Origin of the sequence: Nocardia sp. NPDC059691 (genome assembly GCF_042733915.1) — a bacterium.
In the GTDB taxonomy this organism is placed as follows: Bacteria; Actinomycetota; Actinomycetes; order Mycobacteriales; family Mycobacteriaceae; genus Nocardia; species Nocardia sichangensis.
The window spans coordinates 53007-74501 of record NZ_JBHWFB010000023.1; the positions used below are offsets into that span (position 1 = coordinate 53007).

Here is a 21495-nt window from a genome sequence, read left to right on the forward strand (position 1 = left end):
ACGGTACGCGACCGATCTCGTCCCACCCCGGAACGCACTGCGGCCCGAGATCCCCGTCCTGCCGATGAGGGGGAAGCAGGGCGGGGACCGGCGGCGGCGCTGCCGGGCGCCGCCGCCTCCCATCGTAGGACTATCCGGCACCCCGTTTCACCCGCATATCGGTCGAATCCCGTTCGATGGAAGTGATCTTCACAATCGGCCGAAACCGACCACCCCGGTTATGTCGCCCAGCACGAACCGGTGGATGCGCACCGCGCCGTACTCGTTGCCGCCGATCGTGGTCACCTGGCCGCCCTCGACTCGCAGGACGATGTTCGTGTGTTGTCCGAACGGACTGGGCTCTCCGTACAGCAGCACGTCACCGGTCCGCGGTCGATAGTTCGAGCCGCTCGGGACGAACCGGCCGACGCTCTCGTAATACTCCCGCAAGGTATAGACGCCGGGAATCCGCCACGAACCCGAATTCGGGTTGGCCAGCGGCACACCGGCCTCGCGCAGCACCCAGCTGACGAAATCGGCGCACCACGCCTCCTCGGCTCCTTCCGCGTATTTCGTCCCCGCGCCGGGATCGGCGAACTCGCGCTCGGCGACCGCGACGATTCCGGCCTGGGCCGCGTCGAGCGCCGAACGGTCCAGCGCGGGGAACTCGGTGAGGCGCTCGCCCGCGATCGCCCGGTGGTCCGTACGGTCCTGCCACCAGAGACCACCGGCGATCCCGGCGGCGGCCACGCCGAGCGCCACCAATGCGAGCGCGACCCACCGCCCCGATCGTGTTCCCCGTTGTTGTGTCATCGCTCCCCCGATTCGTTCGTGTGACTTTGTTGTCGAGCTTATGGAATTCGACGCACGAGCACGCCGAACGGTTCCCCGCGCCGTCCGCCTGGTTTCGGCGACCGAGCGGAGGGGCAACCCGGTGGAGCCGAAATCATGGACGGCACCGGGAAAACCGCGCTAGTCTCCGGAGAGACCAGCCGATGGGGAGGTACGGCCCTGGACACGCTGTGGACATTTATCGTGCACCGGCGGCACCAGTTGCTGGTCGACTCCTACCTGCACGTCTCGGCCGTGGTGCAATCGGTGCTGCTGGCGACGGTGGTCTCGGTTCTGATCGGAATCCTGGTCTACCGCAGCCCGTTCGGCTCGTCGATCGCCTCCGCGCTGGCAGGCGCGGTGCTCACCGTCCCGTCGTTCGCGCTGCTCGGCCTGCTGATCCCGGTGCTCGGCCTCGGTGTCGCACCGACGATCACCGCGCTCGTGGTGTACGCGCTGCTGCCGATCATGCGCAACACCATCATCGGACTCGCCTCGGTGGATCCGGCCGTGACCGACGCCGCCCGCGGCGTCGGGATGAACCGGCTGCGGGTGCTCGCCCGGATCGAACTGCCGCTGGCGTGGCCCGCGATTCTGGCCGGTATGCGGGTGAGCACCCAGCTGATCATGGGGATTCTCGCCCTCGCGGCATATGCCAAGGGCCCCGGACTCGGGAACCTGATCTTCTCCGGACTCGCGCGCCTCGGCAGCCCGAACGCGGTGCCACAGGCGCTGGTCGGCACGATCCTCGTCGTCGTCCTCGCACTCGTCCTCGACGGGATCTACGTCCTGGTCGGGCGGCTCACCACTTCCAGGGGAATTCGTGACTGAAACCGAAACCAGCGACGGCCGCGCGGCATCCGTCGTCTCCGGCGTCGAGATCGTGCTGCACGCGGTGACCAAACACTATCCGGGACAGCGTGATCCGGCCGTGGACAGCGTCTCGCTGACCATCCCGGCCGGCGAGATCGTGGTCCTGGTCGGGCCGTCCGGCTGTGGCAAGACCACCACCATGCGAATGATCAACCGGCTGATCGAGCCCACCTCCGGAACCATCACGATCGACGGCCGCGACGCGGCCACGATCCAGCCCGACCGGTTGCGCCGCGGCATCGGCTATTCGATCCAGCAGGCGGGACTGTTCCCGCACCTGACCGTCGCGAAGAACGTCGCGACCGTACCGGGCCTGATCGGCTGGGACCGGCGGCGCGTCGCGGCACGGGTCGACGAGATGCTCGAGCTGGTCGGTCTCGATCCAGGCACCTTCCGCGACCGCTATCCCCGCCAGCTGTCCGGCGGACAGCAGCAGCGCGTCGGCGTGGCCAGGGCATTGGCGGCAGACCCGCCCGTGCTGCTGATGGACGAGCCGTTCGGCGCGGTCGATCCGATCACCCGGGGATTGCTGCAGGACGAGTTGCTGCGGCTGCAAGGCGAACTCGGCAAGACGATCGTGTTCGTCACCCACGATTTCACCGAGGCGGTCAAGCTCGGCGACCGCATCGCCGTGCTCGGCGACCGGTCCAGGATCCTGCAGTACGACACACCCGCGGCGATCCTGGCCGACCCGGCCGACGAGACGGTCGCCGGTTTCGTCGGCGCGGACGCCTCGCTCAAACAGCTCACCCTGACCCGGGTCGGGGATGTCGAACTCGGCGACTGCCCCACCGCCACCGAACAGGACACCGTCGACGAGTTGCGCGCCGCGCTCGCGGACCGCGACTGGCCGTGGGCGCTGGTTCTGGACGGTCAGGGCAGGCCACGCCGCTGGGTCTCGGCCGAACAACTGGCCCACGCCGATTCGCTGCGCGATCTGGGAACGCCGGTGCCGGAGACGCTGGCGCTGAAATCGACGCTGCAGGACGCGCTCGAAGCCCTGCTCACCCATCAGAGCGCGACCGCGGTGGTGACCGGCGCGCGCGGCGAGTACGCCGGGCTGATCACCATCGACACCCTGGTCGGCCACCTGTCGGCCCTGCGCGCCGAGCACGGAGCCGGGCGCTCCGCGACGGACGGCGCACCATGACCAACGCCGCCGCGTCACCCGCCACCCAGCGCAGGGCCGAGCGCATCCGGTTGGTCGTGCAGCCGGTGGTCGTGCTCGTGCTCACCGCGGGCGTGCTGGTGTGGGCGTTCGCCCGCGACCTGACCGTCACCCAGCAAGCGAGCCTGAACGCGGGCAACGTCGCGACCGTCACCTGGCAGCACGTGCGGATCACCGCGACCGTGGTGCTGATCGTCGTCGCGGTGGCCGTCCCGCTCGCAACCCTGCTCACGCGACCGGGATTCCGGAGGCTCACACCCGTTTTCGTCGGTATCGCGAATATCGGCGCGGCCGCACCGGCGATCGGCCTGATCGTGCTGTTCTACCTGGCCACCCGCACCACCGGCTTCTGGATCGGCGTGGCGCCGATCGCGTTCTATTCGCTGCTTCCGGTGCTGCGCAACACCATTCTGGGCTATGAGCAAGTGGACCGGACGCTCATCGATGCGGGACGCGGCCAGGGCATGTCGGCCGTGACGGTGTTGCGGCGCATCGAATTCCCGCTCGCGGTGCCCTACATACTGGCCGGGCTGCGCACTTCGCTGGTGCTCGCGGTCGGCACCGCGACGCTGTCGTTCCTGGTGAGCGCGGGCGGGCTCGGCATTCTGATCGACACCGGCTACAAGCTGCGCGACAACGTCACCCTGGTGGTCGGCGCGGTGCTCGCGGTGGCGCTGGCCCTGCTGGTGGACTGGCTCGGCGCGCTCGCCGAAGCGTTTCTCGGGCCGAAGGGGCTGAAATGATCCGGGCGTGGCGCACGCTGGCCCTCGGCCTGGGCTTGACGTTGCTGGCCGCCTGCGGGCTGCAATCCGGCGGCGCGGTGCCGCTGCGTGTCGGCCCCGGCAGCATCCGACCCGTGCCCGAACTGGAGGGTGTGCAGGTCACGGTAGGTTCCAAAGACTTCACGGAGCAGAACATCCTCGGCTATCTGATCGAGTTCGCTCTCTCGGCGGCGGGCGCCGAGGTGCGCGACCTGACCAACATCCAGGGCTCCAACAGCGTGCGCGATGCCCAATTGCACGGGCGGATCGATCTCGCCTACGACTACACCGGAACGGGCTGGATCAACTACCTCGGCAACGAGACACCGGTGCCGGACGAGATCGGCCAGTTCCAGGCGGTGCGCGACGCCGACCTCGCCGCGCACGGCATGCTCTGGACGGCGCTCGCGCCGATGAACAACACCTACGCGCTGGTCATGAGCGCCCGCACCGCCCAGGAGACCGGTGTGCGCACGCTGTCGGACTACGCCAGACTGGCCGCCGCCGATCCGGCCGCCGCGGCGATCTGCGTCGGCACCGAGTTCAACGTCCGCCAGGACGGATTTCCCGGTCTGGCCCGCAAGTACGAGATCGACGCGAGCAAGGTCCGCAAGCAGATCGTGCAGGACGCCGTGGTCTACCAGGCGACCGCCGACGGCAGGCAGTGCCGCTTCGGCTCGGTCGCGGCCACCGACGGACGCATACCGGCGCTGAATCTCGTTCTGCTGCAAGATGATCGCGGCTTCTTCCCGAAGTACAACGCGGCGCTGGTGATGCGCAGGAGTTTCGCCGAGGCGCATCCGCAGGTGGACACGATCCTGACGCCGATCTCGCAGCGCCTCACGAACGAGGCCATCACCGAACTCAACCGTCAGGTCGACGTGGACGGACGCGAGCCGGCGGAGGTGGCCAGGGACTGGATGGTCACCCAGGGATTCGTCACCGCGCGCTGATTTCCGTCGCGTGGAGAGCGACGCCTCCGACCAGCTGATCGGAGGAATCCGCTGTCCCTGAGGCGTTGGACGCCGCATCGCTGGATCAGGCCAGGCCCGGTACGCCGTCCGCTGGGCTCACCAGGTGAGCCCAGCGTCCTGCCAGGCAGGCTCAGCGCGGATCGCGGCCCAAGTAGCGCAAGAGCTCTCCGAGAGCGCCGTCGGCCGGTCCGTCGACGATCGCGGCGAAAGCACCCCACTGACGCAGCGGTTCGATGATCTCGGCCGTCTCGCCGCTGCCGGGCGCGGGGTGAGCGGCCCGCGCGGCGATGAGCAGGGCGGCGGCGAGTTCGTCGGTCAACGGCGACGGCTGGCCGGTCGCGATCGCGATGTCCCAGGCGTGCACCCCGGCATCCAGCGCGCACATGACCGCGGCCACCGGAGTGGCGAGCGCGCCGTGCGGCAGCGGCGTCGGCACGGTTTCGGTGGCGTCGTCGACCGTGGTCCAGGCGAAAGCGGTCTGCTCGACCGCCGCACGCACCGCGTCCCCGGGGGCGCCGTCGATCGTGCCGGAAGGCGCGAACGGGTTGTAGGCCGGACCCTCTCCGATGCCGAGGGCCTGGGCGTAGGCCAGCTGGTCACCGACGGCGTGCTGCAGCACCTGCGTCACATCCCAATCCGAGCACGGGGTGGGCAGGTGCCACTGATCCGCTCGCACACCGGCGACGACGCTCTCCAGCGCGCGGTAGGAATCGGCGAGCACGTCCCGCCAAACGGGGAGCAGAGTCGCGGCGGCGGTGGCGGTGGCGTTCATGTCGGAGCCTTTCGATCGTTCTCGCTGATGACACAAGCCTATTCGGCCATTAGGCTACTTTTGTTCCTAATCAGCGAGGAGGGCGAAAGTGGCATCGACCACACCGCGTCTGCTGCGGTTGCTGGCCCTGCTACAGGACCGTGCGTACACCGGCCGAGAGCTGGCCGAGCGCCTCGGCGTCACCGATCGCACACTGCGGCAAGACATTCAGCGGCTGCGCGACCTGGGCTACCCGGTGCATGCCGGACGCGGCGCGATCGGCGGCTACCGGCTCGGCCGCGGCGCGACCATGCCTCCCCTACTGCTGGACGACGACGAAGCGGTGGCCGTGGCGGTCGCGGTCGGCCTCGCCGAGGACGGCTCCACCGGCATCGCGGACATCGCCGAGCACGTCACGAAGGCACTGGGCAAACTGGACCAGATCCTGCCGAAACGATTGCAGCGCAAGGTATCCGCACTGCGGGATGCGACGGCCATCGGCCCGGCCACGACGGGGTCGCGCGAGCCGGACGCACCGGTTCCCGCCGCCGTGCTCACCACCCTCGCCGGCGCCATTCGCGACGGAGCGACGGCCCGGATCGCCGAAGCCGGGGCCGCGTCGTCCGTCGAGATCGAGCCGTACCGGCTGATCAACTGGCAACGCCGCTGGTACCTGGTCGCCTACAGCCTGGAAGACCACTCCTGGCGAGCGATACCGGTCGCCCGCGTGCTGCGCGCGGAGACGAGTTCGCGTCGTTTCGCCGCGCGTGCGCTTCCCGACGACGACCTGGTCGCCTTCGTCATGCGCCACATCGCCACCACCGGGTGGCGGGTGCAGGCCCGGGTGACCGTGCTCGCGCCCGCCGAGACCGTCATCGCCAGGATCAATCCCGCCGTCGGCGTGGTCGAGCCGGTGGACGCGGACACCTGCGTGCTCTACACGGGCGCGGACGCGCTGGAGACGATCGCCATCTACCTGTCCATGCTGATGATGGACTTCCGCGTCGACGGCCCGCCGGAACTCGTCGCCCATATCCGCACCCTGGGCCGCCGGTACACCGAGGCCGTCGCCGACGCTTGAATCCCAGGCGTCAGGAATGCCCGGTGGTGGTCGCCGCGTCGGCGGTCTTCCGCATCGGGATCACGGCGGTCAGACCGATCGCGACCAGCGCCGAGGCCATCGCGATGAGGAAGGTGGTGTGGAAACCGTCGCGCGAGGGCAGCAGGTGCGGGCCGAGCCGCATGGTCATGTGCGCCAGCACCACGCTCATCACCGCGGCCGAGGTCGAGGTGCCGATCGAGCGCATCAGCGAGTTGAGGCCGTTGGCCGCGCCGGTCTCGGTGATCGGCACCGCGCCCATGATCAGCGCGGGCATCGCCGCGTACGCCAGGCCGACGCCGCCCGCGACGATCACCGCGGCGAGCATGATCTCCCAGACGCTGTCCATCAACACCACCGCGCACAGATAGCCGACCGCGATCACCGCGGAGCCGAGCGCGAGGGTGACCTTGGGCCCGCGGGTGGCCGACAGCCGCGCCGACACCGGTGACAGCAGCATCATCACGAAGCCGGTGGGGGCCAGCGCCAACCCGGCGGTGATCATGGACAGCCCGAAGCCGTATCCGGTCTGCTCCGGCGCCATCAGCAGCTGCGGGAAGGTCAGCGACATGCCGTAGAGCGAGAATCCGACGGCGATCGAGGCCGCGTTGGTGAACAGCACCCTCGGCCGCGCCGAGACCCGCAGGTCCACCAGCGGTGAACGCTGCCGCAGTTCGAAAGCACCCCAGCCGAGGAACACCACCACCGACACCGCGAACAGGGTCAGGATCCGGGCGCTGGCCCAACCCCAGTCCGCGCCTTTCGTGATCGCGACGAGCAGCGCGAGCAGGGCTACCGACAAACCGACGGCGCCGCCGAAGTCGAACCGGGCGGGCGTGCGCACCGGCGACTCCGCGACGAACACGAAAACCAGGACGGCGCACACGACGCCGAGTGCGGCGGAGGTCCAGAACAGCGCGTGCCAGTCGGCGTTCTGCGCGATGGCCGCCGCGACCGGCAGGCCGATCGCGCCGCCGACGCCGAGCGTGGCGCTCATGATCGCCATCGCCGAACCCACCCGCTCGGCGGGCAATTCGTCGCGCATGATGCTGATGCCGAGCGGGATGGCTCCGACCGCCGCGCCTTGCAGCGAGCGACCGACGATCTCGGGCACCAGGGTGGAGAAGGACGCGCAGACCACCGAACCGGCGATCAGCAGAAGAAGATTCGCGAACAAGACGCGCCGCTTGCCGAACATATCGCCCAGACGGCCGCTGATCGGGGTCGCCACCGCGCCCGCCAGCAGCGTGGCCGTCACGACCCAGGAGGCGTTGGACGCGGAGGTGTGCAACAGCGTGGGCAGCGACGGAATGATCGGGATGACCAGCGTCTGCATGAGGGAGACGACGACACCGACCATGCCGAGCGTCGCGATGAGCAGTGCCGACGAGGGACGGGGCCGGTCGCCGGATTCAGAGACGCTCGAGGACGCGTCGGCAGCTACAGTCACATGTGCACGGTACATATGGTGTGTATGCTGCACAATTTGGTAAGTACGTGATCCTCGCGACATAGTGTGGTATGTCCGAATCCGGCCCCGGCGACAACGCGGCGCTGTACCGCCTCGTCTTCGAGCTGTCACTGCTGTCAAGGCACTTCCCCGCCGCGGTGCTCCGGCGTCCCGGCTTCCAGCTCGACCGCTCGGCGTACCTGATCCTGACCAGACTGGAACTGGACCATCCGCTGAGCCTGCGTGAGCTGTCCGAAGCGTTTCAACTGGACGTTTCGACGATCAACCGGCAGGTCGGAGCGATGCGCAAGCAAGGGTTGGTCGACCGGGTGCCCGACCCCGACGGCGGCATCGCCCGCAAGATCCGCGCCAGCGCCAAGGGACTCGATCTTTTGGCCTCCGACCGAAAGCAGAGCCGTCAAGGCATCGGCGCGGTGGTTGCCGAGTGGACCGAGGCCGACATCGACCAGTTCAGCAGGTTCATCGCGCGTTTCAACCAGTCGGTCGAGGACAAGGAGGACAACCCCTGGCCGCGCCCAGCCGGGCTGGAGTGACGCACGATCGGCCGGGACCCGGGCTGCCCGCCGCACGGCTACGCACCTCCGATCGAACCGGATGTCCGCCATTCGCCCTTGCCCCAGGGACCCCGGCGTCAGGCTCCGCGGTCCCGACCTTGGGCGAGTGCAAGAAGCTTCATGCGGTGTAGGGATGTTCGGCGCGGGCCGACCGCAGCGCGCGGCCCCACCAGACCAGCTGGCCGAGCAGCTGATCGGCCGCGGCCACCGGCATTTCCGGATCCGTCGGCTGCCCCGCGGCATCGAACCGCCTGCCCGCGTCGTGGAAGCTCACCGTGTCGCGCACGGTGACCGCGTGCAGCTCGGCGAACACCTGCCTGAGGTGCTCCACCGCGCGCAAGCCACCGGAGATGCCGCCGTAGGACACGAATCCCACCGGCTTGGCCCGCCATTCGGTGTGATGCCAGTCGATGGCGTTCTTGACCGACGCCGGATAACTGTGGTTGTACTCGGGTGTCACGACGACGAACCCGTCCGCCGCGGCCAGGCGGGGGCCGACCGCTGCCAGCGCCCGCGCCGCCTCGGGTTCGGGGTGATGGGAAAGTCGTTCCGGCAGAGGCGTTTCGGCCAGGTCGACAACGTCGACGTCGACGTCGTCGCGCCGCTCGGCGTGAGTGGCGAACCACTTGGCGACGGTCGGTCCGAAGCGGCCCGCTCGAGTGCTGCCGACGATCAGGGCGAGCCGGATCGGATGGTCGGACATGGTGGATTCCCTTCGACGTGTTCGGTATCCAGAACAGCGTCGAACCTGAACAGCGGTTCAGGTCAAATCGGCTCGATCGCCGATCAGACCTCCAGATCCTCTTCGATCCCCCGCAGGCGGTGCCGGGCCATCGCCAGATTCGCCCGTCCCCGGTCCAGGGCCAGATAGAGGAACAGGCCCTTGGACTTGCGGCCGGTCATCGGCCGGATGATGTGGTATTGCCCGGACAGCGTGATGAGGATGTCCTCGATGTCCTCTTTGAGCCCCAGCTGGTCCATGGTGCGCATCTTGGCGCGCACCACCTCGGTGTTGCCCGCACCCGCGACTTGGAGGTCCAGGGACTTGGAGCTGCCGAGCATGCCCAGCGCCATGCCGCTGTTGTAGTCGACGACGGCGGCGCCGATCGCGCCGTCGATCACCATCATGTCTTTGAGGGCCAGATCCATATTGGACATATGCTTTCCTTTCAGTGGGTTTTCGTTGCTTCTTCGCTTCCCGCGTCGGTGGTCACCGGCGTCAGCAAGTCGGCGATCGCGCGGGCCGCCGGACGGGATTCCAGATGCAGCCTGCCGATGTTCACCTCGGGGGCGGCCAAAACGGTCAGCGACGTCCAGCCCGCCGCGTAGATGACCACATGCCCTCCGGTGCCGTGGACCACGACCTCGCTGAACCCGCCGCCGTGCGCGGTGGTGGCAAGCCGGTGCGACAGCGACAGCTGCGAGGCGGCCATGGCGGCCATCCCGTTCGGCTCGATCTGCGCAGGCAGATCATGGGCGACCAACAGTCCGTCGTTGGACGCGACCAGCGCGCCGGTCAGCCGCGGAACTCGATTGCGCAGCGCTTTCAACTCCGTGAGCACCGCCGCGTTCGGTTCGGGTCCGGACATCGCCACCTTGGTCAACCTTCCCATCCAATCGCCGAGCAGTTTCTTTCGCGTGGTCACGCGAGCTCCTCCAAAGCCGCTTGCAGGCGGACGAGCAGGTCCCGGTCGGGCGGCTCCAACCGATCGGCGACCGGGACCGGTGGCGCCGAGTGCCTGCCACGGCGGCGGGGAAGCCGGCCCGGCTCGGCGAGCACAGGCGCGACCGCTACGGACTCGGGGCGCACCGGCTCGAGCCCGACCGGCCCGGCCGCCACCGGGACCGGCGTCGCGAGGGGCGGCTCGATCAAGCCCGCCGCGGTCAGATCCCGCACCGCCACCAGACATCCGTATGTGGTACGGCCGAGTTCGCGACCGATCTCCGCGACGCTGCGCCTGCCATCCGCGGCGGCCAGCACCTCCGCCTGCCCTCCGGTGACCACCAAACGCCGTCGCCGCACTCGGCGGACCGGCACGACCGGGACGCGATCGACCAGGTCGGCGGGCCACGGCCCGGACTCGGGATCGCCGCGCCGCGCGCACTCCTGCACGAGTGCACGGGGCGTGATGTGACAGACGGGGGCCAGCCAGTGCGGTGGGGCCGGGCGGAACTCCGGGACGGCGGGCGAGGCCAGCAAGAAATAGGCGGCGTCGAAAACCGACAGCATCGCGAGGGTTTCCAGCCGTGGCCGTCCCAGCACACGGCCGGGATCGCCCGCATCGGCGCGCCGCCAGTCCTCGGCGGTCGCCACGCCCGCCTCGACGACCAGCCGGTCCAGCCCGGTGGTGCGACGACAGTCGGCGGAAACGATCGCGCCTTCAGCGAGATGGAAAGCACCGTCGCCCGCGTGCAGCACCCCCGTACGTCCTTCCTGCTCCAACCGCCGCAATTCGACCGCGAGTTCAGGACTCATGCGCGTCCTCGGCCAATTCGTCGAGAATTCCGTGCAGCTGGTATCGCGCCATCGCGAGATTTCCGGCCTCCTCGTCGAACAGCACGTGCACGAAAAGCCGTCCGTCGAAGTCGCCGTTCACCAGGTTCAACAGGTGATATCCGCGGGTGCCGTAGACGATGATCTCGGTGACGTCGTCGCCGTCGGTCGACAAAGCCGGACAGGCGAGCACCGCGCGCACCACATCCGTTGTGGCAGCGGCATCTTCGTGCTCGTCCACCAGGTCGTGCCTGCCGTCGGCGGCGATCGCCAGACCGCTCGCACCGTCCACCAGCGTCACGCTGCGCGCACCGGGAATATCCATGATGCGTTTCAGACAACCGTCGATTCCGATCACGCGCCACCACTTGTCATGTGAGGGGGTTTACGGGTTCCAGACGCTACACACGGGCACCGCGCGATGTACAGCAAATCGGTGAGAAATTTCCGGTAAAAAACGTCGTCCCTGGAAACGCGCGATAAATACCTTTCGGTATCAAATACCTATTGGTATTTATACCCTTCGGTTTTCGTTTTGCGACACGCCGACCCGGCCACAATAAATTCTCGATACGGCCGCTCGACGGCCCCCGTGCCGCTTTCCCGGCACGCCTGCGTCCGCGCACGCATGAACGTGTACCGCCGGAACGACACAGCCGCGCGAGTCTTCTCGCTGTGCGCGGCGCACGGCGACAGGGACCTGCCCGGAGACCGCACGGGCAAGTAGTGATCTCGCAGCAATCGGCAGATCGGCCGCGCTGCCCGCCCGCGAAGCCGCGACTTCAGCGCCTGCCGCGCAGGTAGTCGCTGACCACGGCGGCGCCCAAGCCGTCCAGGCCGGGCGCCACCACGCGGCCGCCGCTGCGGCGGGCCACCAGGTCGACGAACGCGGCCAGGCGCGGGTCCTCGCCGAGCATGAACACCGTCACCGACGCACCCAGCTTGGCCAAGGCGTCGACCTGCGCCATCGTCACCGCCAGCGTGCGTTGCGCGGGTGGCCAGTTGAAGTAGGTCTCCCCGTCCGGCTCCAGGTGCGCGGTCGGCTCACCGTCGGTGACCACGAGCACGACCGGCACCGCGTCCGGGTGCCTGCGCAGGTGCGCCGCGGCCAGCAGCAGTGCGTGGTGCAGATTGGTGCCCTGTTCCCAAACGCCTTCCAGCGCGGTGAGTTCGCCGATGTCCACGGTCGTCGCGTGCCTGCCGAAGGTGATCACGCTCAACGCGTCGGAGCGGAACCGGGTGCCGATCAGATGGTGCAGCGCGAGAGCGGTGCGCTTCATCGGCACCCATCTGCCGTCCTGCACCATCGACCAGGACGTGTCGACGCACAGCGCGACGGCGGCCCTGGAGCGCTGCTCGGTCTCCATGATCTCGACGTCGGAAACGTCCAGCCGCACCTGGCGATTACCCGTCGACGCCGACCGCAGCACGGCATTGCGCACGGTCCGCGACACGTCCCACGGCTCGGTATCACCGAAGCGCCAGGCCCGGGAGCCGCCGGTCGGCTCGCCCGCGGCGCCGGCCGCGGCGGTGTCCCGTTCGCCGCGCCGAGACCGCAAGCGCCCGACGACATCACGCAGCGCCACCTCGCCGAGACGCCGCAAAGCCTTGGGCGTCAACCGGAGCGAGCCGTCCTGCGCCCGTTCGAAGATGCCTTGCCTGCGCAATTCGCGTTCCAGTTCGGCCAGCCGGGCGGCGTCCACGCTCGCGTCCGCGCCGAGGTGGCGCTCCAGCGCGTCCAGATCGATGTCCTCCAGCCGGGCGCCCGCGTAGGTCTGGCCGAGTTGCTCGGCGAGCGCGTCGAGTTCGGCGAGATCTTGCAGGGCCTGCGCGCCCGCGCCGAGGCCGAGCGGATCCTCGCCGCGGAACCGCCGCGCGGAGTTCCAGTCCTCACCGGGACGCAGCGCCCGCAGATGCGCGTCCAGCGCGGCGACCTGCTGGGCGATCGCCGGATCGCCGAACGCCTGGCCGATCAACTCGGACAGCTCCGCGCGCTGTTGCTCGGTCATCGAATTCATCATGCGCTGCGCGGCGGCGGCTCGGGCCGCGAGCGCGTCGATCAATTCCTCGGTGTCGCGCGGGTTCTCGGGGAAGAACTCGCCGTGCTCGGCCATGAACTCGGCGAACCGCTGCTCGGTGTTCTCGCCCCTGGCATGGGCGGCGAGCAGGTCGTTGAGGTCGGACATCATCCGTCCGACCCGCTCGACGTCCTCCGGGGTGGTGTTCCGCAAAGCCTGTTTCATGCCCTGGAAGCGCGATTCCAGCAGCTCGCGGCCGAGCAGGTCACGGATCTTCTGATAGTTCTCGCGGCCGGTCTCCGATCGCCAGGCGTAGTCGGCGAGTTCGGTGACGGCGGCGGCCGTGCTCGACGGCAGGGCGTCCAGCTGCGCTTCGGCGAACCTGGCGTCGTCGGAGGGGTCGGGGAACAGTGCGCCGCGCTCGGCTTCCAGCGCCTCCTCCAGCAGTTCCCGGACCTGCTGCAACGTGCCGTCCAGCCGGTGGCTGCGAGCGATCTCCGCGCGGCGCTGCCACAACCGGCGAGTCAGCTCCTCCAATCCCGGCGTGCCGCGGGTGCCGCGCCGCAGCAGCTCTTGCAGGGCGTTGCGCGGCGAGCTGCCCTCCATCACGTCGCGGCCGATCCGGTCCAGTGCCTCGCGCAGGTCCAGCGGGGGCGCCAAGGGATCGGGCCCCTCGTGGTAAGGGCCGTAGGAGTAGCGATCGGGGTTCGTCACGATGCCTCGCCTGCAACAGCGGCGGTCATCGGCCGTACACCGCCAGACCGTCGTCGGAGTCCTTCGCGATCTGCCGGGCCAGGTAGAGCGCCTCCAGCGCGAACTCGACGGCCGAGGCGATCCGCGGCGGCGGATCGGCAGCATCGACGCCGAGCCGTCCGGCCACCTCGTGCAGGACCGGCAGTTCGGGCAATGCCGAGAGGACCTCCGCGCCGGGCACGCGTTCGCCGGTGGTGACCAGATGCCCGTCCCCGACCGCCTCGGCCAGTGGCCGCAGATTCAATCCGCCGAGCAGGGCCCGCGCGGTCTCGGAGAACGAGCGGCGCAGCAGATGGGTGAGATGTTCCTGCTCGCGCCCCTCCTCGCCGGACTCGAATTCCAGCTTGCCGCGCAAGACGGCGGGAACGGATTCCAGGTCGACCGGACGCGCCACGGCAGGGCTCTCCCCCGTCACCGCGGACCTGCGCAAAGCCGCCGCGGCCACCGTCTCGGCCGCGGCCACGGCGAAACGAGCGGATACGCCGGACCGCTGGTCGATCGCGGACGACTCGCGCAATTGCCGCACGAACCGGGCGAGCACCTCGATCAGCGGGTCGCCCACTTCGGCAACGAGCTCGGCCTCCTGGCGCACCAGCGCCACCTCGGCCTCCACGCTGAGCGGGTAGTGAGTGCGAATCTCCGCGCCGAAGCGGTCTTTCAGCGGCGTGATGATCCGGCCGCGGTTGGTGTAGTCCTCCGGGTTGGCGGTGGCGACCAGCAGCACGTCCAGCGGAAGGCGCAGGGTGTAGCCGCGGACCTGGATGTCGCGTTCCTCCATCACGTTCAGCAACGCGACCTGGATACGTTCGGCGAGATCTGGCAACTCGTTGACCGCCACGATGCCGCGATGCGCGCGCGGGACGAGTCCGAAATGGATGGTCTCGGGGTCACCGAGACTGCGGCCCTCGGCCACCTTCACCGGGTCGACGTCGCCGATCAGGTCGCCGACGGAAGTGTCCGGCGTGGCGAGCTTCTCGGCGTACCGCTGCGAGCGATGCCGCCACGTGACGGGCAGGTCGTCGCCGAGTTCGGCGGCCAGCCTACGACCGGCGGGGCTGATCGGGTCGAGCGGATGTTCGCCCAGTTCGGCGCCCGCGATCACGGGCGTCCATTCGTCCAGCAGGCCGACCAGGGTACGCAGCAGCCGGGTCTTGCCCTGGCCGCGCTCACCGAGCAGCACGACGTCGTGTCCCGCCAGCAGGGCGCGTTCCAGCTGCGGCACGACCGTCCGGTCGAACCCGACGATGCCGGGCCACGGGTCGCCACCGGAACTCAGCAGCGTCAGGAGGTTCTCGCGGATCTCGGTCTTCACGCCACGCGGCAGGTAGCCGGCCGAACGTAGCTCGCCCGCGGTCGTGGGCAGGTGTTCGGGAACTTTCACGAATTCGACGCTACGTCCATTCCGCCATCGGGTCGACCGAAAGAAATCAATGGACGCTAGATTGCTAGCATGCTAGCTTGGATGGCGCGCCGATCAAGACGACATCCCGGACAACCGAAGCAACCCGAGGAGAGAGCGATATGACGACGAAGGGCATCGAGGGCGTCCACGTGGAGACGCACAACTGGGGCGCGACCGCGAGATTCTTCCTAGCCCTCGGCTATGAGCCGGAATTCACCACCGACCACAACTCCGGGCTGTTCCGCAACGGCGACGGACCCTATGTCTTCATCGCGGAGATCCCGAACAATCAGACGCCCCGCACCCAACTGGTGCTGACCGTCACCGACGCCGACGCGTTCCAGCCGAACAGCGATATCGACGTGGTCGCACCGTTCGAGGCAACCCATTACGGCACAAAGGAAATGACGGTGCGCGATCCCGACGGGCGCACCTGGAGTCTGCAGGCTCAGGGCTGAAAACGCCCCAGACACCGTGGGCCGGTGCGCCGCGCCGCAAATTCGGTCCGCGCTCCGGCACGCCGTCCGTTTGCAAGTAAGCGGCAAGACGGTCCGTAAACGAACTCGCCAAGTCGGCCGGACTTGCTGAACCGTGCTGTCTCCGAACGGATTACGGCCCGTTCATGTCATCGCGTGGTGAGTTGCGGTTCGTTGGACGCGTGCGGCGCGGTCGCGGCGGGGTCCTCCGGTTCGTGCACGACCGGAGACGGGTGCACGGCACCGACCGGCGTGACCTGCTCCATCCGCGGCGCGTGGTCGTTGCCATCGGGTGCGTAGTGCTGGGCCATGCCCGGCTCCAGCGCACGACCATTCGACTCCGAACGCGTCGCGGCAGCCTCCGAGAGCGCGACGTGCCCGGTGGGCTCCACCGTGCCAACGGCGTTCGACTCGGGGGGCACCTCAGGGGCCGCCGAGAGCATATGTTCGGTGACCGCCTCGGCCGCGCTGTGAGCCGTCGACTCGGGATGCGCCTCGGCGGTCTCGCCGCGCGCACCATGCTCGTTGGCCGCCTCCGCGAATCCGGGGGCACTCGGCTCGGGCACGGCCACGGAAGGCTCCACCGGCTGCTCGCCCGGCTCCGCCTGCCTGCCGGTGCGAATCCGGTCGAGCGTCTGTCGCACCGCCGCCGCCAGACGTGCGTCCAGGACAGCTTCGTCCGGACTGGCTGCGGCAGCCGCTTCCGGACCGCCCGCGGACGGCCGTTCGATCGCGGGCAGCGGCGTCGTTGCCAGCCACAGCTCGGTGAGTTCGGGCGCCGCAGCGGCGGGCGCGGCGATCGGGGCTTCGGCGGCGGGCTGCTTCTGCCCCGCCTCAGCGGCCTGTCCGTGCTGCGGAGCCGCGGGGGCCGCGCCCTCCCGGCCGGGTGCGGGCGGCTCGCTCGCGACGGATTCGCTCGCACGGCGAGCCGTCGGCTCCGTGAGGATGCTCGGCAGGATCTGGTTCCCGGCGCCGCCGACCTGGGTGAGCGCCGCCAGTCGTTCCTGGAGATCTTCGTGGTCGGGGACGGCGGCGGTCGCCTGCTCGATCGCGCGCCCGTATCGCTCGGCGACGAGCCGGTGGGTGACGAGCGCGACGCCGATCATGATGGGCGCGATCGCGTGGATGCCGATCCCGGCCACCTCGCCCGTCCTGATGTAGGGAAACGTGTTCAACGCGATACTCGCCGTCAGCAGGACTCCCTCGACGGTGTAGACCTGCCACAGCCGATCGATCACGCCCCACTCGGCGGTGTCCCCCGTGGACAGCATCAGCGCGACGAGTACCGCGCTGATCAGCGCTTCCAGACCGTAGGACAGCCAGAACATCGGATTGGTCGCACCGCCGGACGGCGCGATGTTCTGCTGCACCGTCACCGCGGAGAACAGCATCGAGAACGCGACGACTCCGGCCAGCAATCCCAGCACCCTCGGCTTGCGCTGATGCAGGCGGGCGACTTTCGCGTGCGGGCTGCTGCTGTGCCGCTGCTCACCGATCGCCTGGGCGGCCCGCAGCAAGTCGGCGGCTTCCCGTTCGGCCAGCTCGGCGGCCGTGCGCCGCACCCGCTCCGCGGCGTCGGCGGCCGCCTGGATGCGCGCCCGTTTCTCGTGGCGTTCATAGTCACGCACGAGCTCGGCCAACTCGCGGGAGGCGGCGAGCTCACGCTCCGATAATGCTTCGAGCAGCGCCGGATCGTCCTGGTGGGCCAATCGCTCATGCGCGATCTGCACCCGATCCGGCAGCGCGCCTGCCACCAGATCATCCATCGGCGACGCCCCGGCGGGCGCGTTGGTCGTGAAACGACGGAACATCAGCAAAGAACCTTTCCGACGGTCGAGTGTTCCAGACGCAGCGCGCCATAGCTGCCTCGGCCGTCGAACCGGACGACCGACCCGGCCGAGAACGAAAAGATAACTCGTCATCGAAATCCGTTCGACCCGACGAGCAATCGGAGCCACTCAGTGGCAGCGGAACGAATCCCGCAGGACAGATCGCAGGTCCCATCCGGATCGCTCCCGTCCCCGGGCTCAGTAGCCCTTCGGCGAACGATTCGGATCCGCTTGCTGAACCTTCGCTTGCAGGTCGTGGCCGTCGCGGGAGACACCGTACCGCTCCATGACGTAGTTCATGCTGGCGGCGACATTGGCCACCGGATCGTGAATGTTGCTGGAGGTTCCAGCGGCATGGTAGCCAAGGAAGGTGCTGGGGATCGTCTGGGTAAGTCCCCTGGACGCGTGTCCGGCGGCCGCGTTGCTGTCCCAATTGTTCACGGCGTTGGGATTTCCGCCGGATTCTCGTTCGATCAGAACCCGGTAGCCGCGCTTCCAGTACTCACGGGCCACCGGATCGGTGATGCCGAGCGCGTCGAGCGCGCCGTCGATCGCGGCGTCGACCGAGACGTTGCCCTGGTAGCGGGCGTAATCAGCGCTCGTCGCGGCAGGCACGAAGCCGGGGCCGGGTGAATAACTGCGCTGCATGTAGTTGCTCGGCACGTAGTTGCCTGCCGCCGAGGCGGGGGTGTACGTGGGCGCGGAGCCGTCGATGTTCTTCGCGTGCGCTTGGACGCGGTCGGTGGCCTTCGCGAGTTCGTCGTGTACGTCGTCGATCGTCTTCAGCACGGCGTTCGCCAGCCTGATCTCGATGTCCGTAGCGATGTACTGCTTGCCCGGGCTCGCCCCGGGAGCCGCGTCCAGTGTCGCCTGCAGATCTTTGACATGCTGCCTGATAGCGACGAAGGTGCCGCTGGAGATGTCGTAGGTGCCGTAGGCGGACAGATCGACGTTGTCGTCTTGCTTGCGGATGTCGTTCTTGATGTCGTCGAACTCCTGCGTCCGGTTGGCGTAACCCTCAGCCAAGACCGACTTCTTCTCGTCACCGGTGACGAGCTTCTCGTCGCGCAGCAACTTGACCACATCCGGCGCCTGCGAAGGCGAACCCGTCGCCAGCAGATCCGCCGACGTCTGGATCGTCTGGCGGCCCACTTCGATGACCGCCTTCAGGCCCGGGCTCGCGTCCGCGGGCGGGTCCAGCTTCACCACCCAGCGTTCGGTGCTCATCGAGACGCCCCAGCCCCGGTCGGCCGCGGCCTTGCGAATACCAGCATCATCACCTCACGCCTGACAACGCTCACCAGGCCGTGCGTGGCCTACCAGTCCGACGCCGTCGAGTATCCCGCAACGCCCCATGCCCCTTTCCCGGCTGTGGGAGTAGCGGCTTCGAGCAGCCGATCGCCACGGGCGCGCGCCGGCGCGGCACGCGAAGACGTCAGATCGTCGCGGGGCGGCGGGCGCCGCGGCGCCGTGGACGCAGTTGGTAGAGGCGATACCAGGCCAGCGCGAGGAAGATGGCTCCCAGACCGGCGACCACTCCCATATCGAGCACCCAGGTGCCGATGGTGTGTTTCCACAGCGGGTCGGGCCCCCCCTCATGCGGGGAGAGGGTGTCGAGGTCGAGAGTGGCGGCTCCCGCAGCGAACCCCCACCGAGCCGGCGCGATGTATGCCAGCTGTTCCAGGACGGGAGTGCCGGGCAGCCGCACCAGACCGCCGGTGAGCACCAGTTGCGCCATGGACAGCACGATCAGCAACGGCAGCGTCTTCTCCGAGGTGTTCACCGATACCGACACCAGCAAGCCGAGTGCCAGCGACGAGATGCCGAGCAACGCCATCATCAGCATCAATTCCAGCTCGACCGAGGTGAACAGCCCCGTGGGCGGCATACTGACCCCGATGGTGCCGATCAGGACGAGCACTACCGCCTGCAGCGTGGTGATCACGCCGAGGACCAGCAGTTTCGACATCAAATAGACGCCGGCCGACAATCCTGCCGCGCGTTCTCTGCGATAGATCGTCTGTTCCTTGACGATCTCCCGGATCGAGTTGCCGGTGCCGACGAAGCATGCCGCGAACGCCAGGATCATGAGCTTGGTCGCGGCATCGACGTTCGTTCCCGGCGCACCGGTGAATCCCTGACCGGCCGGCACGGCGGCGATCAACCCACCGAGCAGCAGGGGCATGACACCGAGCAGCGCCAGATAACTGCGGTCCGAGGCGATCACCGCGAGGTAACGCCTGCACAACGTGCTGAGCTGGCTGAACTTGGACTGCGACGGTGGCGGCGGCGTCGGTGTGTGCACTTCCGCGGGGACGACATCGTCGGTCGGGCCGACCGACACGTAGCGGTCGTAGCGTGGCGACTCCCGGAACTCACCGGCCCAGTCCCGCTCTTCCTCGCGGTCGAAAGCCTGGAACACCTCGGCCCAGCTCCCCGCGCCGAACTGCAGCAACCCTTCCGCGGGCGGACCGTAGTAGGCCAGCCGGCCGCCGGGCACCAGGACCAGCAGGCGGTCGCAGGCATCGAGGTTCGCGACGCTGTGGGTGACGACGATGACCGTACGCCCGTCGTGCGCCAGTCCCGACAGCATTTCCATGACCGTCTTGTCCAGGCCGGGATCCAAGCCGGATGTCGGTTCGTCGAGGAACAGCAAGGAGGGTTTGGTCAGCAGTTCCAGTGCGACGCTCACGCGTTTGCGCTGCCCACCCGAGAGCCGATCGATGCGGGTGTCGGCGTGCCGCGCCAAGCCGAGCTCGTCGAGGACCTCGTCGACCCGCTGCTCGCGCTCCTCGCGGCCCGTGTCACCGGGGAAACGCAGCTCGGCCGCGTAGAGCAGCGCCCGGCGCGTCGGAAGCTGGTTGTGCAGGATGTCTTCCTGCGGTACCAATCCGATGCGGTGGCGGAGTTCGTCGTAGTTGGTGTACAGATCGCGGCCGTCGTAGAGCACCGTCCCCTCGGTCGCGGGCCGCAACCCGGTGATCGCGCCGAGCAGTGTCGATTTGCCCGCCCCGCTCGGGCCGATCACCCCCACGAGCGATCGCCCCGGGATGGGGAACCTCACGCTGTCCATCAACACCTTGCCCTCGGGTGTCCGGACGGTGATGTTCTGCACGCAGACCGATACGTCACCGGTGTCGACGAACTCGCGCAGTTCGTCGCCGACCAACCGGAAGGTGGTATGGCCCATTCCGATCAAGTCGGATTCGGACAGATCGGCGGCGGCGACGCGGGCTCCGTTGACGTAGGTGCCGTTGTGGCTGTCGAGGTCGACGATCCGGTATCTGCCCGCACCGATCGTCCGCAACTCGGCGTGATGGCGGGAGACCATGAGATCGTGCGCGACGATGTCGTTGTCCGCGGCGCGCCCGATTCGGAGAGTGGGCGACGTTATCCGGACCACCGCGCTGGGGTGGTCCGCCGGAGGCGCCGACCGCGACACCCGCCGGGGCAGGCCCGGATGGAACTTCGTGACCGTTGCTTCGTCGTCGAGAGCGTAGCCGGGGTTCGGCACGATCATCGTGTCGCCGCCGGCATCGCCATCGGGTTCCTGCTCGGGTGGGGTTTCCACCGAGCAAGCCAATTTTTCGCCGTCCACCGCGTGTCCGAGCTGGAACGTCTCGTCGTGATCGATCACCATCCGATCGACGCGGTGACCGTCGAAGAACGTGCCGTTGAGACTGTGCGCGTCCTCGATTTTCCAACCGTCCGCACCACGCTCCAGAACGGCGTGCAACGACGAAACGCGGGGATCGGAGACAACGATATCGGCCGCCGGATCGCGACCGACGTTATAGGCACCACCAGCGCGGAGCCGATAGACGCGTTCCCGTGTCTGGACCACGAGAACCGGCGCCTCGGGCAATTCGGTGGAGGATGATCCGTCCGCCATAAAGGGAGTATACGACCGCGCCACACGGTAGCCGCAATAGTCGCGACCGCCCGATCTCGCCACGAGTCTCACCGCCGCGATCTCGCTCCACCACACGAACCTCGGCTGAGCAGTACAAATAGGCATGTAAGACAGTAGGGCAGCCTCGTCCGCAGCCACCTGCTCACGCC

Annotated in this window: 20 protein-coding genes; 7 read left to right on the forward strand and 13 right to left on the reverse strand. The window is 68.5% G+C overall.

What is annotated here, in order from left to right; translation table 11 throughout:
• Window positions 1-189 precede the first annotated feature (189 nt).
• Complete coding sequence (locus ACFV2O_RS35130) at window positions 190-792, reverse strand: CHAP domain-containing protein (RefSeq protein WP_379255996.1); 603 nt, start codon at window positions 790-792, stop codon at window positions 190-192.
• A gap of 198 nt (window positions 793-990) precedes the next feature.
• On the opposite strand from ACFV2O_RS35130, the gene ACFV2O_RS35135 reads away from it, so the two are divergent.
• Genes ACFV2O_RS35135 through ACFV2O_RS35150 form a run of 4 tightly spaced genes read left to right on the forward strand, consistent with a single transcriptional unit; the run spans window position 991 to window position 4565 of the window.
• Entirely contained in the window at window positions 991-1641 is a 651-nt protein-coding gene (locus tag ACFV2O_RS35135) for an ABC transporter permease (RefSeq protein WP_355078669.1), read from the forward strand.
• Window positions 1634-2833, forward strand: a complete 1200-nt coding sequence (locus ACFV2O_RS35140) for an ATP-binding cassette domain-containing protein (RefSeq protein ID WP_356966665.1) — start codon at window positions 1634-1636, stop codon at window positions 2831-2833. The genes ACFV2O_RS35135 and ACFV2O_RS35140 overlap by 8 nt, the downstream gene beginning before the upstream one ends.
• Window positions 2830-3594 carry an ABC transporter permease gene (locus tag ACFV2O_RS35145; protein ID WP_379255997.1) on the forward strand — a complete coding sequence of 255 codons (765 nt, stop codon included), beginning with the start codon at window positions 2830-2832 and terminating at the stop codon, window positions 3592-3594. Before ACFV2O_RS35140 ends, ACFV2O_RS35145 begins: the two co-directional genes overlap by 4 nt.
• A complete protein-coding gene (locus ACFV2O_RS35150; protein ID WP_379255999.1) occupies window positions 3591-4565 on the forward strand; it encodes a glycine betaine ABC transporter substrate-binding protein in 975 nt (324 codons plus the stop codon). Before ACFV2O_RS35145 ends, ACFV2O_RS35150 begins: the two co-directional genes overlap by 4 nt.
• A 151-nt stretch (window positions 4566-4716) precedes the next feature.
• Here the strand turns inward: ACFV2O_RS35150 and ACFV2O_RS35155 are convergent, their stop codons facing one another.
• On the reverse strand, window positions 4717-5358 hold the full coding sequence (locus ACFV2O_RS35155) for a TIGR03086 family metal-binding protein (RefSeq protein WP_356966671.1): 642 nt from the start codon (window positions 5356-5358) through the stop codon (window positions 4717-4719).
• Window positions 5359-5446: 88 nt separating this feature from the next.
• Here ACFV2O_RS35155 and ACFV2O_RS35160 point away from each other — a divergent pair, with 88 nt between their 5' ends.
• Window positions 5447-6418, forward strand: coding sequence for a helix-turn-helix transcriptional regulator (locus ACFV2O_RS35160; protein WP_379256000.1), 972 nt, complete (start codon window positions 5447-5449; stop codon window positions 6416-6418).
• A 10-nt stretch (window positions 6419-6428) separates the two neighbouring features.
• Here the strand turns inward: ACFV2O_RS35160 and ACFV2O_RS35165 are convergent, their stop codons facing one another.
• The gene (locus tag ACFV2O_RS35165; RefSeq protein WP_379256002.1) at window positions 6429-7886 is read right to left on the reverse strand and encodes an MFS transporter; all 1458 of its coding nucleotides are present in this window, start codon (window positions 7884-7886) and stop codon (window positions 6429-6431) included.
• 71 nt (window positions 7887-7957) lie between these two features.
• Between ACFV2O_RS35165 and ACFV2O_RS35170 the strand changes: the two genes are divergently transcribed.
• On the forward strand, window positions 7958-8440 hold the full coding sequence (locus tag ACFV2O_RS35170; protein WP_355078648.1) for a MarR family winged helix-turn-helix transcriptional regulator: 483 nt from the start codon (window positions 7958-7960) through the stop codon (window positions 8438-8440).
• 139 nt (window positions 8441-8579) lie between these two features.
• On the opposite strand, the gene ACFV2O_RS35175 is transcribed toward ACFV2O_RS35170, so the two are convergent.
• The 7 genes from ACFV2O_RS35175 to ACFV2O_RS35205 form a co-directional block, all read right to left on the reverse strand.
• Entirely contained in the window at window positions 8580-9164 is a 585-nt protein-coding gene (locus ACFV2O_RS35175; RefSeq protein ID WP_379256003.1) for an NADPH-dependent FMN reductase, read from the reverse strand.
• An 83-nt stretch (window positions 9165-9247) separates the two neighbouring features.
• Complete coding sequence (locus ACFV2O_RS35180) at window positions 9248-9619, reverse strand: hypothetical protein (RefSeq protein ID WP_281877699.1); 372 nt, start codon at window positions 9617-9619, stop codon at window positions 9248-9250.
• Between the two features lie 11 nt (window positions 9620-9630).
• Window positions 9631-10107: a roadblock/LC7 domain-containing protein gene (locus tag ACFV2O_RS35185; RefSeq protein ID WP_379256004.1), complete on the reverse strand. Its 477-nt coding sequence runs from the start codon at window positions 10105-10107 to the stop codon at window positions 9631-9633.
• Entirely contained in the window at window positions 10104-10937 is an 834-nt protein-coding gene (locus tag ACFV2O_RS35190; protein ID WP_379256005.1) for a hypothetical protein, read from the reverse strand. The genes ACFV2O_RS35185 and ACFV2O_RS35190 overlap by 4 nt, the downstream gene beginning before the upstream one ends.
• On the reverse strand, window positions 10927-11313 hold the full coding sequence (locus tag ACFV2O_RS35195; protein ID WP_379256006.1) for a hypothetical protein: 387 nt from the start codon (window positions 11311-11313) through the stop codon (window positions 10927-10929). Before ACFV2O_RS35195 ends, ACFV2O_RS35190 begins: the two co-directional genes overlap by 11 nt.
• 424 nt (window positions 11314-11737) lie before the next feature.
• Window positions 11738-13687, reverse strand: coding sequence for a VWA domain-containing protein (locus ACFV2O_RS35200; RefSeq protein ID WP_379256007.1), 1950 nt, complete (start codon window positions 13685-13687; stop codon window positions 11738-11740).
• A 25-nt stretch (window positions 13688-13712) separates the two neighbouring features.
• A complete protein-coding gene (locus tag ACFV2O_RS35205) occupies window positions 13713-15107 on the reverse strand; it encodes a sigma 54-interacting transcriptional regulator (RefSeq protein ID WP_379256009.1) in 1395 nt (464 codons plus the stop codon).
• A 140-nt stretch (window positions 15108-15247) separates the two neighbouring features.
• On the opposite strand from ACFV2O_RS35205, the gene ACFV2O_RS35210 reads away from it, so the two are divergent.
• Entirely contained in the window at window positions 15248-15586 is a 339-nt protein-coding gene (locus tag ACFV2O_RS35210) for a VOC family protein (RefSeq protein WP_364435224.1), read from the forward strand.
• Between the two features lie 167 nt (window positions 15587-15753).
• On the opposite strand, the gene ACFV2O_RS35215 is transcribed toward ACFV2O_RS35210, so the two are convergent.
• From ACFV2O_RS35215 to ACFV2O_RS35225, 3 genes are all read right to left on the reverse strand, one after another.
• Window positions 15754-17415, reverse strand: coding sequence for a hypothetical protein (locus ACFV2O_RS35215; protein WP_379256010.1), 1662 nt, complete (start codon window positions 17413-17415; stop codon window positions 15754-15756).
• A 216-nt stretch (window positions 17416-17631) separates the two neighbouring features.
• The gene (locus ACFV2O_RS35220) at window positions 17632-18660 is read right to left on the reverse strand and encodes a transglycosylase SLT domain-containing protein (protein ID WP_379256012.1); all 1029 of its coding nucleotides are present in this window, start codon (window positions 18658-18660) and stop codon (window positions 17632-17634) included.
• A gap of 208 nt (window positions 18661-18868) precedes the next feature.
• Window positions 18869-21325 carry an FHA domain-containing protein gene (locus ACFV2O_RS35225; RefSeq protein ID WP_379256013.1) on the reverse strand — a complete coding sequence of 819 codons (2457 nt, stop codon included), beginning with the start codon at window positions 21323-21325 and terminating at the stop codon, window positions 18869-18871.
• Between the last annotated feature and the right edge of the window lie 170 nt (window positions 21326-21495).

Bases quoted from the DNA above. Each gene is read 5' to 3' on its own strand.
- ACFV2O_RS35130 (WP_379255996.1), bottom strand. From the start codon at position 792: ATGACACAACAACGGGGAACACGATCGGGGCGGTGGGTCGCGCTCGCA.
- ACFV2O_RS35145 (WP_379255997.1), top strand. From the start codon at position 2,830: ATGACCAACGCCGCCGCGTCACCCGCCACCCAGCGCAGGGCCGAGCGC.
- ACFV2O_RS35150 (WP_379255999.1), top strand. From the start codon at position 3,591: ATGATCCGGGCGTGGCGCACGCTGGCCCTCGGCCTGGGCTTGACGTTG.
- ACFV2O_RS35155 (WP_356966671.1), bottom strand. From the start codon at position 5,358: ATGAACGCCACCGCCACCGCCGCCGCGACTCTGCTCCCCGTTTGGCGG.
- ACFV2O_RS35170 (WP_355078648.1), top strand. From the start codon at position 7,958: ATGTCCGAATCCGGCCCCGGCGACAACGCGGCGCTGTACCGCCTCGTC.
- ACFV2O_RS35175 (WP_379256003.1), bottom strand. From the start codon at position 9,164: ATGTCCGACCATCCGATCCGGCTCGCCCTGATCGTCGGCAGCACTCGA.
- ACFV2O_RS35180 (WP_281877699.1), bottom strand. From the start codon at position 9,619: ATGTCCAATATGGATCTGGCCCTCAAAGACATGATGGTGATCGACGGC.
- ACFV2O_RS35190 (WP_379256005.1), bottom strand. From the start codon at position 10,937: ATGAGTCCTGAACTCGCGGTCGAATTGCGGCGGTTGGAGCAGGAAGGA.
- ACFV2O_RS35210 (WP_364435224.1), top strand. From the start codon at position 15,248: ATGACGACGAAGGGCATCGAGGGCGTCCACGTGGAGACGCACAACTGG.
- ACFV2O_RS35215 (WP_379256010.1), bottom strand. From the start codon at position 17,415: ATGTTCCGTCGTTTCACGACCAACGCGCCCGCCGGGGCGTCGCCGATG.
- ACFV2O_RS35220 (WP_379256012.1), bottom strand. From the start codon at position 18,660: ATGAGCACCGAACGCTGGGTGGTGAAGCTGGACCCGCCCGCGGACGCG.
- ACFV2O_RS35225 (WP_379256013.1), bottom strand. From the start codon at position 21,325: ATGGCGGACGGATCATCCTCCACCGAATTGCCCGAGGCGCCGGTTCTC.